This window comes from Synechococcus sp. R3-13 (genome assembly GCF_047462195.1).
Lineage (GTDB): Bacteria > Cyanobacteriota > Cyanobacteriia > Thermostichales > Thermostichaceae > Thermostichus.
On the sequence record NZ_JANSIO010000065.1, the window covers coordinates 1 to 13,806 of the forward strand.

12 protein-coding genes are annotated in these 13,806 nt (G+C 59.9%); 8 read left to right on the forward strand and 4 right to left on the reverse strand.

The window, feature by feature from the left end; genetic code table 11:
• Positions 1–104 precede the first annotated feature (104 nt).
• Positions 105–500 carry an STAS domain-containing protein gene (locus NW856_RS02105; protein ID WP_414374470.1) on the reverse strand — a complete coding sequence of 132 codons (396 nt, stop codon included), beginning with the start codon at positions 498–500 and terminating at the stop codon, positions 105–107.
• Positions 501–739: 239 nt separating this feature from the next.
• A complete protein-coding gene (accD, locus tag NW856_RS02110; RefSeq protein WP_414398857.1) occupies positions 740–1,684 on the reverse strand; it encodes an acetyl-CoA carboxylase, carboxyltransferase subunit beta in 945 nt (314 codons plus the stop codon).
• 124 nt (positions 1,685–1,808) lie between these two features.
• On the opposite strand from accD, the gene NW856_RS02115 reads away from it, so the two are divergent.
• The 5 genes from NW856_RS02115 (at position 1,809) to NW856_RS02135 (ending at position 6,362) form a co-directional block, all read left to right on the forward strand.
• Entirely contained in the window at positions 1,809–2,675 is an 867-nt protein-coding gene (locus tag NW856_RS02115; protein WP_414398859.1) for a tRNA (5-methylaminomethyl-2-thiouridine)(34)-methyltransferase MnmD, read from the forward strand.
• Between the two features lie 153 nt (positions 2,676–2,828).
• The gene (locus NW856_RS02120) at positions 2,829–3,461 is read left to right on the forward strand and encodes a hemerythrin domain-containing protein (RefSeq protein ID WP_414398860.1); all 633 of its coding nucleotides are present in this window, start codon (positions 2,829–2,831) and stop codon (positions 3,459–3,461) included.
• A 71-nt stretch (positions 3,462–3,532) separates the two neighbouring features.
• The gene (locus NW856_RS02125; protein WP_011430915.1) at positions 3,533–3,721 is read left to right on the forward strand and encodes a DUF4089 domain-containing protein; all 189 of its coding nucleotides are present in this window, start codon (positions 3,533–3,535) and stop codon (positions 3,719–3,721) included.
• Positions 3,718–5,118 (forward strand): AtzE family amidohydrolase, encoded by a 1,401-nt coding sequence (locus NW856_RS02130; RefSeq protein WP_414398861.1) that lies wholly within the window; start codon positions 3,718–3,720, stop codon positions 5,116–5,118. Before NW856_RS02125 ends, NW856_RS02130 begins: the two co-directional genes overlap by 4 nt.
• 338 nt (positions 5,119–5,456) lie before the next feature.
• Entirely contained in the window at positions 5,457–6,362 is a 906-nt protein-coding gene (locus NW856_RS02135) for a hypothetical protein (RefSeq protein ID WP_414398862.1), read from the forward strand.
• A 23-nt stretch (positions 6,363–6,385) separates the two neighbouring features.
• Here the strand turns inward: NW856_RS02135 and thrC are convergent, their stop codons facing one another.
• Both thrC and NW856_RS02145 read right to left on the reverse strand, forming a co-directional pair.
• Positions 6,386–7,444 carry a threonine synthase gene (gene thrC / locus NW856_RS02140; RefSeq protein ID WP_414398868.1) on the reverse strand — a complete coding sequence of 353 codons (1,059 nt, stop codon included), beginning with the start codon at positions 7,442–7,444 and terminating at the stop codon, positions 6,386–6,388.
• A gap of 169 nt (positions 7,445–7,613) precedes the next feature.
• The gene (locus NW856_RS02145) at positions 7,614–9,260 is read right to left on the reverse strand and encodes an isochorismate synthase (protein WP_414398863.1); all 1,647 of its coding nucleotides are present in this window, start codon (positions 9,258–9,260) and stop codon (positions 7,614–7,616) included.
• Positions 9,261–9,527: 267 nt separating this feature from the next.
• On the opposite strand from NW856_RS02145, the gene menA reads away from it, so the two are divergent.
• The 3 genes from menA (at position 9,528) to NW856_RS02160 (ending at position 13,719) form a co-directional block, all read left to right on the forward strand.
• Positions 9,528–10,469: a 2-carboxy-1,4-naphthoquinone phytyltransferase gene (menA, locus tag NW856_RS02150; protein WP_414398865.1), complete on the forward strand. Its 942-nt coding sequence runs from the start codon at positions 9,528–9,530 to the stop codon at positions 10,467–10,469.
• Between the two features lie 154 nt (positions 10,470–10,623).
• Complete coding sequence (locus NW856_RS02155) at positions 10,624–12,477, forward strand: LptA/OstA family protein (protein ID WP_414398866.1); 1,854 nt, start codon at positions 10,624–10,626, stop codon at positions 12,475–12,477.
• Between the two features lie 63 nt (positions 12,478–12,540).
• Positions 12,541–13,719 carry an LptF/LptG family permease gene (locus NW856_RS02160; protein WP_414398867.1) on the forward strand — a complete coding sequence of 393 codons (1,179 nt, stop codon included), beginning with the start codon at positions 12,541–12,543 and terminating at the stop codon, positions 13,717–13,719.
• The last annotated feature ends 87 nt before the right edge of the window (positions 13,720–13,806 follow it).

Here is a 13,806-nt window from a genome sequence, read left to right on the forward strand (position 1 = left end):
TTGGCTCAAATGAAAGATCAACACAACCTAGAGGGATCACCAGAATTCGCTGATGGGCTGAAAAGAGCATCGGGGGATCCCCAAAAGTAAGGCCTAATGTCGGCCTAACGAGCCGTGGGAGCGCTGGAAAAGTTGGCAATGCCGGTCTCCAGGTCGCTAAAGCAGGTCAGTACCTTTTCCATGGAGGTGAGGTTGAGGACGAGGGCCACACTTTCCGGCACGCAACAAAGGCTAATGTTGCCCCCGGCAGCACGGCACTTGCGCAAAGCCGAGATCAACACCCCCAGCCCAGAGCTGTCCATAAAAGTGACCGATGACATGTCGATCAACATATTGGGATAACCGAAATCTAAAACCTGCTGGAGCAATTGCCGAACTTCTGAGGCGGCCTTGGCGTCAAAACGACCTTCCAGGGGCACAATTGCCAGTTTTTGCCCTTGCGGAGTTTCGGCAGTACGGATGCGCAGCTTGAAATCCATCGTTTCCAGTGAAGACCTCATGCCCCACCTTAACACCATCCGCTACCGCCCACCAGGAAATCTTGTGAAGATCCCCAGGGACAGCGCGGCTCCCTCCAAAAACATCTGCCCTCTCGCCCCCAGCTCCTCTCCCAACAAGCCAGAGGGAAGCCGTGTAAACCCATGAAGTAAGAGCCGCCCCAGAGCTTAGCAGGAACTCCATCCCCCGCAGGGAAGGGATCCGGCCTCGGCCACAAATTCCGCATCTTAGGCGGATCTACCTACAGCATAGGTTGCAGGGTTAAAGCCTCCGAGTCTATGGAGGGAAGGGACATGTGCAAACGGGGACGGTGCATAGAGAGCAACTGGGCCAGGCGCTTGCGCAACTCGGTGCGGGGCACAATCGCGTCGATGAGCCCTTGGGCCAGCAAATATTCGGCGGTTTGGAAGCCTTCGGGAAGCTTGCCCTTGCCAATGGTTTGCTCGATTACATTCGGCCCGGCAAACCCCACCTGCACGCCTGGCTCGGCCAGGATCAGGTCTCCCAACATGGCAAAGCTAGCAGTCACCCCGCCATAGGTGGGATGGGTGAGCACAGAGATGAACAATTGTCCGGCGTCGCGGTGCCTTTGTAGGGCGGCTGAGGTTTTGGCCATCTGCATGAGGCTGAGGATCCCTTCCTGCATGCGGGCTCCCCCCGAAGCCGAAAACAGGATCAAAGGCAGGTGATCGCAGGTGGCCCGTTCCGTGAGGCGGGCGATCTTCTCTCCCACCACCGAGCCCATGCTGCCGCCCATAAAGCGAAAGTCCATCACCCCAATCGCCACCGGGATCCCTTCCAGGCTTCCCAACCCTGTCAGGACGGCATCCTTGAGCTGGGTGCGCTCCTGGTAGGTGGCCAAGCGCTCGGAGTAGGGCTTTTGGTCGAAAAAGTGTAGGGGATCCGTGGGAGCCAGGTGCTCGTCGAGGGGTTGCCAGGATCCGGGATCCAAAAGCTGTTCCAGCCGCTCTGGAGCTGTAATGCGATGGTGATGCCCACAGCTAGGGCAGACTTGCCAGTTTTGCTGCAGATCCTTGGTGTAGGTCAGAGTGTCACAGGCAGGACACTTTTGCCAGAGGCCGTCGGCAATCTCTCTTACCTGACGCTCTTTGTCGAAGGGGCTGCTACCTGTCAGGTTCAGAGAGGTTTGTCTGCGCCGCTCCGCAAACCAATCCAGTAGAGACATAGCTGTTGAAATATCCTCCCTACTCAGGGATGTCGAGAGCCCTGCCGGTGAGCTGCGAAACACATCTCAACGTTCTCAAGCTATCAAAGAATCGCCCGACTGAAAATAGAGACAACAGCAAGCGATGGAGACTCGGTGGCAGGTGCTGACCACAGGGGATGGATCCCTGACCTTTTTCTCGGAAGAGTTTGGACAGGCTTTTCACAACGTCAGTGGTGCCGCCCAGGAGGCTTTGGAGAAGTTTGTCCGCCCTTGCCGGCTGGATCGGCTGCCGTTGGAACGGGATCCCGCCCAGCCCATTTGCCTTTTGGATATTTGCTTTGGCCTGGGCTACAACTCCGGCCTTGCCCTAGAAACCATTTGGCAAATCCGGCCCGATTGTCTTGTGGAGGTAATCGGCCTGGAGCGATCCCCGGAAGTACCCCGGCAAGCTTGGCAGGCAGGGGTGGGATCCACCTGGAGCTTTGGGCAAGAATGGCAACACTGGATTGAACAGGGATCCTGGCAATCGGAGCGCTGGCGCGGAACGCTGCTGTGGGGCGATGCCCGGCAAACGGTGTTGCAGGTGCCGCTGGGGTGGGCAGATGCGGTGTTTTTGGATCCCTTCTCGCCTTCTGTTTGCCCAGAGCTGTGGACGGTGGATTTCCTGCGGGCCGTGGCTGAACGGATGCGACCAACCGGCATTTTGGCCACCTATTCCTGTGCAGCGGCGGTGCGAGCGGCTCTGTTGGAAGCAGGGCTTTTCATCGGCTCTACCCCCCCGGTAGGTCGTCCTTGGCCGGGGACAGTGGCCTCGCCCCAACCTGACCACCTGCCGCCTCTTTCCCCCATGGAGTGGGAGCACCTGAAAACTCGCGCTGCCGTGCCCTACCGGGATCCCACCTTGAAAGGAGATAGAGCGCAAATCCGTCTGCAACGCCAACGGGAACAGCAGGGATCCCCTTTGGAGCCCACTTCTGCTTGGAAACGCCGCTGGCCTGTGCAAGCCTAGAGAGTGGCGTTGCCGGAGTTCAGATCTGGACAACTTTTCCCAGGATTGCTGCCCGAGTGTATCCAAGACACCTGCGCTATTCCCGTACCCTTACGCAAGCCACCATTTCTTGACAAAGTTAAGCTAGGATGAAACTTTTCTGCTGTGAATGCCATGTCCTCTGAGGAGTCCCTCCCGCTGACGCGAGCAGCCTCTGCCGGTACGCTGGTTGCCCTTTGTGCTGAACAGCACCGCGTCATCCTACAGTTTTTGACTCGCCTGTCTCGAGCGCCGGAGTTGGATCTGGAGCAGCGACGCCTCTGTGTACAAAGGTTGCGACAGCGCCTCTCCCGCCACATTCAACTGGAGCGCCATGTTCTCTACCCCCTGCTCAGGTCGGCTCTCCAGGCGGATCCCCACCTCAGCGCCCAAACTGAGCGGCTGGAGCAACATCTGCGGGATCAGATCCCGGAGCTGACGCGCTTTTTGCACCAATCAGAGCGCACTCCCCAGCAGGTGGATCCCTCTGCTGCCCTTCACTTCTATCGGCAATTGCGGGCTCAGTTTGATCAGGAGGAGAAAATCTTGCATCCCCTCTTTGCCCAGCATGTTTCTCCCGAAGCAGAGCAGCAGCAGTTGCGTCTGTTCCGCAAACGCCTGCAAGCCAGCGCTGCTTCCAATCGCTCTGCACATAGCCGTCGCGTTGCTTTGAATGAGCTGGAACGGCAGGCGATAACCCGCCCTGTCTTGCCCAACGAGCGTCTCTGGTCGCTGCAGGGCAACACTGTGCAAATGTCCGCTCCCTAGTCGACGACGGTCTTGTTGTTGGAGGCTAGTGGTGGTATTTTTGCTGCAATCGGCTCCCTGACCCCAAAACCATGCAGCCCTGGGATCCCGAAACCTACGTCGATCAAATGGCCCAACTGCTGCAACTGCCCCTGCATCCTGAACACCGAGCAGGGGTGATCGAAAATTTTGCCCGCTTTCTGCCCATTGCTCAACAGGTGCTGGAGTTCCCGTTGCCGCCGATAGTTGAGCCAGATCCCACCTTTGACCCTCAGCCATGACCGGGGATCCCCACCTTCTCGGCAGCGCTGACGCGGTCTCTATTGCCAGGGCTGTCCGCCAGGGATCCGTGAGCGCCCAAGCGGTGGTGGCCGCCTGTCTGGAGCGGATTCGCTGGCGGGATCCCCAGCTCAATGCCTTCACAGCCGTGCTGGAGGAATCGGCTCTGCAAGCAGCGGAGCAGGTGGATCGACAGGTGGCTCAAGGGATCCCGGTGGGCCCGCTGGCAGGGGTGCCCTTTGCCGTCAAGAACTTGTTTGACGTGGCCGGCCTCACCACCCTAGCTGGCTCAGTAATCAACCGCGAGAACCCCCCGGCCATCCAAGATGCAACAGTGGTGGCTCGTCTCAAGCAGGCAGGGGCAATCTTGGTGGGCACCCTCAACATGGACGAGTACGCCTACGGCTTCGTCACCGAAAACAGCCACTACGGCCCCACCCACAACCCCCACGATCTCAGCCGCAGTGCGGGGGGATCCTCCGGCGGCTCGGCAGCTGCAGTAGCAGGAGGTTTGGTGCCTCTCGCCCTGGGCAGCGACACCAACGGCTCGATTCGGGTACCGGCCTCTTTGTGTGGCGTCTACGGCCTCAAGCCCACCTATGGCCGTCTGTCGCGGGCAGGGGTGGCTCTGTTTGCCGCCAGCTTCGACCACGTGGGCCCCTTGGCCCGTTCGGTGGCCGATATTGCCCTCAGCTTCGATGTTATGCAAGGGCCGGATCCCCAAGATCCCGTCTGTACCCGGCGTCCTGTAGATCCCACCTTTGGGCAATTGGGGCAGGGGATCGAAGGCTTGCGCATCGCGGTGGCGGATGATTACTTTGCCCGAGGGGCAGAGCTCCCCATCTTGGCCGGAGTAGAAAAAGTGGCCCAAGCCCTGGGGGCCCGCCAGACTGTGCGGATCCCGGAAGCCCAGCGCGCCCGCGCCGCCGCCTACCTGATCACGGCTGCCGAGGGAGCCAACCTGCACCTGCCCAACCTGCGAACTCGCCCCCACGACTTCGATCCGGCCACCCGGGATCGCTTTTTGGCCGGAGCTTTGCTGCCCGCCAGTTGGATCTTGCAGGCGCAGCGCTTTCGCCGCTGGTATCGCCAGCAGGTGCAGACCATTTTTCAGGAGATCGATCTGTTCATTGCCCCCACCACCCCCTGCTCTGCCCCCTTACTTGGCCAAGAGAAGATGGTGATCGATGGGGTAGAAGTTCTCACCCGGCCCAACCTCGGCCTCTACACCCAGCCCCTCTCGTTTATCGGTCTGCCGGTGCTTTCAGTGCCGTTGCGCGAGAGTGGATCCCTGCCCTTTGGCGTACAACTGGTGGCCGCCCCCTATCAAGAAGCCAAACTGCTGCGGGCAGCCGCCTATTTGGAGAAGCTAGGGATCCCCAATGCGCAGCCGGTTTGAGCCATGAAGAGCCCTACTTTTGCAGCACATCTAGCGCTAGAGCTCGTGGGCATCTTCTCATGAACACTAAATATGTAGATGAACCGGTTGTGTGGTCAAGACAAGATTTCAATTGCTTTTGAGGAGCCGCTTTAGTCTCTGTGTAGCCTGTGGGTAACGTCTGAAGCTGTATTGGGGCAGAATCTTTGGCCTTGGCTCGCAAGAGAGATTGGGGCACCGGATATTAAAGTAAAATTAAGCCCCCAGTTGTTGTATCAAATGCCTCCTTCTCCAGGCTTGGCCAATAGAATGAACAGCATAAAATAGACACGGCACCCCCACCTGGACTCTATAACCCTATGGATCATCCTGATTCTGTGGCTCGGCGCTACATGAAACTGTGCGAGGCCTATCTCTCTCTCAACGAAGCCTTCGACAAATTGGATCAGTCCCACAGCCACCTACAGCGCCACTTCAAACGACTCCTTGGCTATTTCAGTGCTGCCCAACAAGCTCTGGTTCAACTGCCGCTCTTGCAACAGCGGATTGAGCAGAGCGACCGCTGGATGAACTCCTTGCGAGAAGAACTGCAAGCCAAAGAAGCCCGGCTTGGCGAGCTAATCGCCAACTACGATCAAGTCTGTGGCGAGCTGGACTCCACCAAAGCAGAACTGTTGAGCGCTCAAGCGCTGATTGAGAAACTTGAAGCGGAAAATGCTCAGGTTTTGGAACGCTTGAGTCGGCTTACCAACGTGGAAGAGGAAATGGCAAACTTGGCGGAACAGCTAGCCCAAGCGAACGAAGCTCGTCAGCAGATGGAAGTTCGAAATCGCGAGCTAGAGCGAGCTTTGGGAGACCGGGATCAGCACATTTACAGCCTGCAAGAGCGATTGGCCCAATTGGAGCAAGAGATGGCCTTCCTGAAAGCTCAGCGGGATGAGGCCCAGCAGGCTGCACAACTGGCTATGTCTCGCGCGGAGCAGGCGGAAGTCGGGCTGAAGGCGCAAACCGAACAAGTTCAGACTTTGCAAAATAAGCTCCATCAAGCCGAACAGCAACTGGCCATGGTAACCCTGAACGAGCTGGAGCTCCTGCTCGGCCATGACTCGATGAACCTCTTGCAAGAAGCGGAGCAGGCTGCGGAAGTAGATGCCCAGGTGCTGGCAAGCGTACCGGCCTCTCTGGCCGAGGCAGAACGCATCCTGCTGGAGATCGACCAGTTCATTTTGGCCTGCTCGGAGCCCATGAAGTCGCAGGCTGCCTGACCGGTATCGACTTATCGACTCTCCTAAAAACCCATCAGACGGGCAACAGCGGACAGCTCAGGGACAACGCCGGTGTGGATGGGGGTGGATCCCTGGTGGGTAGCCGTGTCGGGATCCTTGAGGCCATGGCCCGTCAGCACACACACCACCTGTGCCTCGGCAGGCACCTGCTCTCGCCATTTCAGCAATCCTGCCACCGAGGCTGCACTGGCCGGCTCGCAAAAGATCCCTTCCTCTGCGGCCAGGAGACGATAGGCCGCCAGAATTTCCTCATCGGTGACGCTATCCACCTGGCCGCCGCTCACCTGCACTGCCGCCTTGGCCTTCACCCAACTGGCAGGGTTGCCGATGCGAATGGCTGTGGCCACCGTCTCTGGGTGTTCCACCACCCGGTTTAACACCATGGGAGCAGCACCAGCAGCCTCGAAGCCGTAGAGACGAGGGCGACGGGTAGCCTTGCCCTGCTGGCGATACTGGCAAAACCCCATCCAGTAGGCGGTGATGTTGCCCGCGTTGCCCACCGGGATACAGAGCCAATCGGGGGCATCCCCCAAAGCATCCACCACCTCGAAGGCGGCGGTTTTTTGCCCTTCTAAGCGGAAGCGGTTAACCGAGTTCACCAAAGCCACTGGGTAGGTTTCCGCCAGTTGCCGCACCATGGCCAGCGCTTGGTCGAAGTTGCCCTGAATGGCGATGATCTCCGCCCCATACATCAGGGTTTGGGCCAGTTTGCCCTTGGCCACATAGCCATCTGGGATCAGCACATAGGCCCGCAGACCCCCTTTGGCTGCAAAGGCAGCAGCCGCCGCCGAGGTGTTGCCGGTGCTGGCGCAGATCACGGCCTCTGCCCCTGCCTCTTTGGCCTTGGACACCGCCATCGTCATACCCCGATCCTTGAAACTACCGGTGGGGTTGAGGCCCTCCAACTTCAGGTAAACTTGACAGTCTCGCCCCAGCCGTTGGCTCAAAGCCGGGGAAGGCACCAGAGGCGTGTTGCCCTCATGTAGCGTGACCACAGGTGTGCTGGCGCTGACGGGGAGCCATTCCCGATAGTGCTGGATCAGGCCGGGCCAAAGCCCCACTTGCGCGCGGGATCCGGCTATACGAGGGGGATGGGTGGGATTCAGGGTCGCCATGCCGCAGAGGACACCGAGGCTAATCAAAGACCGGCTTTCTCACTGTAGCTGTTCGTGGAGGGGTTCGTATCAACCTCGCGCAGTGGCGGCAGAAACACCCTCTCGATCCCCTCTCTCAGAGGCTTGGGAGCGGGAGAGCCGCAGGGCGTAGGGCCAGAGCCTGCACCAGAGAGCGCAACTTCAGACGAATCTCGGCCAGCTCTTGCTCTGGGTTGGAGTCAGCCACAATCCCGGCACCGGCATACAAGCGGGCCCAATTCCCCCGAATTAGGGCGGAGCGGATCCCCACCACAAACTCGCCATTGCCCTGTAAATCTACCCAGCCCAAAGGAGCAGCATAGCTAGAGCGATCAAAGGGTTCCAACCGCTCCAGCCACTGCAGCGCCGCCTGCTGGGGATACCCTCCCACTGCCGCCGTCGGGTGGAGCTGGGCCAGCAGGTCGAACAGATGCACATCGGCGGGGAGCTCGGCCTCGATCAAAGTTTGCAGATGCTGGATGTTGGCCAAACGGAGCAGCCGAGGCTGAGGGGAAATGCAGGGATCCATTCCCAACCGACTCAGAGCCTCCCGGATCGAGCGCACCACCCACTGGTGTTCGCGGCGGTCTTTGGGGCTGCGGAGCAGCTCCTCGGCCAACTGGCGATCCTGGACAGGGGTGGCGCCGCGGGCGGCGGAGCCGGCTAAGGCATCGATCTGCACCCGACCTTGCCACACGGAAAGCAAGCGCTCCGGGGTGGCCCCCAAGAAAACCTGGGGAAAGGCCCCCTCTTGGACCAGGGGGAGAGGCCTGGCCGGCAAATTCCCCCGAGCATCTGCCTCCAAGGACTTCGGCCCGCTGACGCCAGCGGCAAAGGCAAAGATGCTGCAATCGGGATGATCTTTTTCCAGGTAGGCCAGCAGGGACGGGATTGACGGCGGGACAGGCAAGTGCAGATCCACGGCTTCGGCCAGCACCACTTTCTCCAGGGATCCCACCTGAATCACCTGCAGGGCTTTTTGGATGCGCGCCAAGAGGGGGGCTTCCTCCAAGTTCACTGGCACAGGAGCTTGCAATTCCCACGAGGGCAAGGGGGATCCAGAAAGGCGCTCCATTTGGGCAAAAAAGGCGGTGATCTGCCCGGCCAAAGCCGCTAGGTCGCTCTCGGGGTCGATTTCCAGATTGAGCCGCGCTACCGTCAGGGATCCCCAGGAGCCTGGTACCTGCAACAGTTGCCAACGTGGCAGCACCAGCGCCGCCCCCCCATCACTCCTGGGGCTGAAACCAAGGCGACAGAAACACAGGGGGCGTTCCTGCCGGCTGTCTGGGAATCTTCCCACTTCCGAGGGCTCCATTCTGCCGACGCAAGCGGTATGGACATGGGGCTGCAGCTCTTCTACAAAGCTCCGTGCCGCCCGCAAGCCCCCTTCTCCCGCGAGATCAACCTGCCGCAGGGATCCCCATCCCAACACCCGCACCCTTTCCCCGTGGGCCTTGTGGGAGAGATAACAGTAGCTCGGGAATCGGTTTGCGGGGAGCGAACCCAGCCTCTGGGCCAGCACCGCCAGCGGATCCAGCTCTGGGATGGGCTGCGACAAGCTGAGGATTTGGGGAACACCCCGCGCCCGCGCCATCTGTTGGCAGGCGGCTAGGAAGGGATCCCAGTGGCGCCGATTCCCCGTCTCGCCTGTCCAAGCAGAAGTGCGAGTCGGCGGCCATGCTCTCGGCCACTCCAGGCACTCAAGCGTACCGTGGGCATTCCAAGGGGAAAGAGAAGAGGTCATGCGCAAGAAAAAGAAGACGATCCCACCTTGGCCGAAAACAGGACACCCGTCGATGGAGACCGGCAGAAGATGACTTTAGGATAAGAGATTAGGAGAAGGGCCGGCAGCCTGAGCTTCTGGGGGCCAGATCTGAGGAGCTTCTTCACGGACTGCAAAGTTTCTTAGCATCCTGGGGGATGCTTTCTCAGGCGCTCTACCTTACAGAACAGATATAGACAGATCCGGAGACGGGCCCCAGAGCAGGCTTGCTCCCCAAGGAGAATTCGCATGCATCCAGATGTCAGCCAAGTGCAGCCAGCAGCAGAGGTCGCATGGAGTGACCCCTCCCGCCGGCAATTGTGGATGGCTGCCCTCAAGCCCCCCATGTACAGTGTGGCGATCATGCCCATCTGGGTGGGATCCGCCATTGCCTATGCCCAGTCAGGGGTGCTGGACTTGGGGGTTTTGGGGGTGTTTTTGGGAGCCGCCATCTGCATCTTGGCCTGGGTCAACCTCAGCAACGACGTGTTCGATGCCCAGACAGGGGTGGACAAAAACAAACTCCACTCCCTGGTTAACCTGACAGGCAAGCCGGGGCGGGTGTTTTGGGTGGGGAATGCCTTTTTGGCTCTGGGGCTGCTGGGGATCCTGTGGCTGAGCTGGCGGCAATCGGATCCCACGGTGCTGCTGTTGGTGCTGCTGGCCTGCGGGCTGGGCTATGCCTACCAAGGGCCGCCCCTGCGCCTGGGCTACCAGGGCCTGGGGGAGATCCTCTGCTTTTTCAGCTTTGGGCCGCTGGCGGTTTTGGCCGCCCACTACAGCCAAAGCCAGACCTGGTCGCTGCCGGGGTTAGCGGCCTCACTGGTGGTGGGAATGGCGACCAGCTTGATTTTGTTTTGTTCCCATTTCCATCAAGTGCAGGATGACCTAGCCTGCGGCAAGCGCTCGCCGGTGGCCCGCCTGGGAACCTTGCGCTCGGCCCGCCTCATCCCCTGGCTCTGCGGCAGCCTTTTTGGCCTGATGCTGCTGTTTGTGGGGCTGGGGATCTTTCCGGCTTGGACCCTGCTGAGTTTGGCGGGGATCCCGTTTGCAGTGCGGCTCTCCCGCCTGCTGGGGGCTTACCATGACCAGCCGCAGCGGATTAGCCACTCCAAGTTCATTGCCGTCGGCCTCCACTTTTGGCTGGGGCTGTTTCTGGGGCTAGGGTTCATCCTCAGCCGCTATGGCTGAAGGCTGAAAAGTCGGCTTAAGGCTAGGTGTGCGCGGGATCCCTCCGGTGCAGCCGGCAAAATGAGATAAGCTACAGCCTAGTGCGCTAGGTCAGAGCATGGCCTCTGAGGTGAGTCATCGGTTCGGGTCGAGGTGAGGCGGCAGCAAGAATAGGATGGGGCGATTCTTCAATTCCAACCTGGGGGTGGCGCTGTTGGGGAGCAGCATCTTGGCTGCTTTGGTGGGCTGGGCCTTGTCGATCGACATCGAAGAAGTGAAGGTGGAGTCTCCTCCCCCCGACCAGCCCCTCTCGGTCAGCCGCAGGGTAGATATCTTGGGTCGTCGGGGAGGCCATCAGCGGTGGCGACTGATCGCCGAGCAGGTGGATCTGGCAGCCGGGCAACAGGTATTTGAGCAGGGGGCGCACGGCTACTTCTACGGAGAAAGCGCCGACCGACAGGAAGGGGTGCCGGATCCCTTTTTTGATAGCAGCGAGCAGATGACTTGGCGGGCCAAGCGAGCCCGCTACAATGCCACCGCCGACGAGCTGTATTTGGATGGCGAGGTGGAGGTGAGGAGCGACGATGGCAGCTTGCTCTTGACCAGCGCCCTGAGAGTCACCCCCGAAGAACGCATCGAGGTGCCCGCGGAGTTCACCCTCAAAGGCCGGGAAATGGTGTTGCAGGGCCGCTCTGGCTCGTTTAACTTTCAATTTGCCCTTCTCAGCGCTCAGCAGGGCAAGCTGGTGGTGCTGCGCACCGACAGCCCGGCAGCCGCCCCCCCGACCGATCCCGCCAGCGCTTCCCAGTGGGTGGCCAGTGCTGCAGCGGATCCCGCTTCCATCACCATCACCGCCGACCAGATCACCTACGACCGCACCCAACAAGTGGCTCAGGGGAAAGGGAACCTGCGCATTCGCGAACGTGGCATCGAAATTCGCGCTCCCCAGGGCACCTACCTGCGGCAACAGGCCCAAAGCATTCTCTCCGGCGGCGTGGTGTTACAGGAGGTGGCCGGCGACAGCAGCCGGGATCCCTTGTTGGCGGATCTGCGCTTGGCCCAGGCTTCCCCCGGCCCGGAGGCAACCCCCAACCGACAGGATCAAGAAGTCACTATCATCGCCGACCGCCTCACCTACGACCGCAACACGCAAATTGCCCAAGGGGAAGGCAACCTGGAGATCCAGCAGGGGGAAACCATCATCCGGTCGGCCCAGGGCACCTACCGCCGCCGCGAATCCCAAAGTTTGTTGACCGGAGGGGTCACCCTGGAAGAGCCCGGACGGGTGCTCACCTCAGCCCGCCTAGAGGGCAACCACCGCGACAAGATCTTCTTCTTTGAAGAGAACGTCCTTTACCGGCAGATGGCTGCCTCTACCCCCACGCCCGGCGGGGGATCCCTGACGGAAGAACTGCGCCAAGCCGAAACCGAAGTGCGGGCTGCCCGCCTGGTTTACAACTCCCGCACCGGTACTTCCGAGTTTAGCGATGCCGTCGAGTTTATCCAGCGGGGACGTAGGGCCAAGGCCAACCAAGCCACCATCACCCCTGAAAAGGTGGAGCTGCGGGGAGAGGTGGTGATCGAGCAGATCGAAGGGGACTGGCTGGCGCGGCGCTTGCAAAACTCAGAGACCCAGGCGGATGTGGATCAGCCGACGGTGATCTACGCCGACCGGGTGGAGATCGACCAAGCCAGCGGCGATGCCCGCTTCTTCGGCAATGTGGTTATTGTGCAGGCCAACCGCGCCATCGAAGGGGATCGCGCCGATTACTTCGACCGAGAACAAATTTTCAAAATCAGCGCCGAACAGGCTCCTGTGGTGCTCTGCGATCGGGGAGAGGTCAACCGCCTTCCCGGGGAGAGCGCTCAAGCCCTGCCAGGCCGCAATGCGCTGGATCAGATGTGCCGGGGCGCCAATCGCCTCAGCGGCAAGCTGGTCACCCTGAACATGAAACGGGATGAATACACCGTCGAAGGAGACGAGCAGCAGCAGGGAATGTTTCAGTTTCGCATCACCGACGCCCTCTGACGGGCTCCATCTGGGGTTTTTTATCGTCTAGGTTTGGCTGAGAGTGTGATCCGAGGTGATGTAATGACTGCCCCACTCGCCGAGGGTAAACTGCGCAGAGCTCCTGCTCAAACGGGCAGCTTTTGGGGATCCCTGAAATTGGGGGCTGCCTTTTTGGAGTTTTATCTCTTCAAAGAGATGATTCGCCCCTTCTTTCTGGGAGTGGCCGGGGGGACGGTGCTGATGCTGGGCAACCAGCTCTTTATCTACACCGATCTGCTGGTGAAAAAGGGCGCTCCTCCGCTAACCATTTTGCACATTCTCATCCTCAATTTGCCCGCCATTTTGGTGGTCACCTTTCCCATTGCCGGCCTCTTTGCCACCTTGCTCACCCTGGGCAAAATGGGAGCCGACAGCGAGATCACCGCCCTGCGTGCTGCTGGGATCCCCTATCGCAAAGTGTTTATCCCCGTGCTCTGTATTGGCCTGCTGATCAGCGGCTTGGCGCTGTTGACCAATGAAGTGATTGTGCCGGAAACCAACCAAAAGGTGAAAATCCTGAACAAGAACCTCATCTTGGCTCAAGATGCTCTTTTGTTTAATCCAGAAGAGATCGTGCGGGTGGATGATGATCTCTGGTTTCATGTCGGATCGATTGACCCGAAGACCGGCTTGATGCAGGATTTGTTGATCCTGGATCGCAAAGCTGAGACCGGCCACCTGCGCTATCCGCAGGTGATCTCCGCTCAAACCGCGCAGCAGGTGGGCCAATCGTGGCAACTGCGAGATGTGGTGATCCGCCGTTATGACGAGCAGGGGCGCACCTACTATGAAGGCCAGGTGGAAGAAATGCAGCTCAACATCGTCAACAAACTGGTGGGCCTGGTGTACGCGGAAAAGGTGCCCCAAGAGCAACGGGCGGGGGAGCTGTGGGAGCAGTGCCAGCGATATCGAGCGGAGCAACGTCCTTCTGCCGATGTGGCTCGCTGCCTGACGGAATACCACCTCAAGTTCGCCATTCCTTTGGCCAGCTTTTTCGCCATCTTGGTGGCTGCCCCCTTGGGCCTGCAAACGGTGCGGCAAACGGGGCGCTACGGCGGCGTGGCGCTAGCGATTGTTCTGGTGTTTACTTACTATGTACTGATGAGCCTGGGACGAGCGATGGGTCGAGTTGAGCACATCGATCCCTGGCTGGCTGCCTGGTTGCCGAATATGATTTTCGGTGGGGTAGGCCTTTCTTTACTGTGGCGGTTTTTACGGTGAAATCCTGCAACTTCCCCCCTGACTTCAGCCCTTGGGCAAAGTGGTTGGCCCTTTGCTGGGGCGGCTCCCTGTGGTTGGGGACAGGAG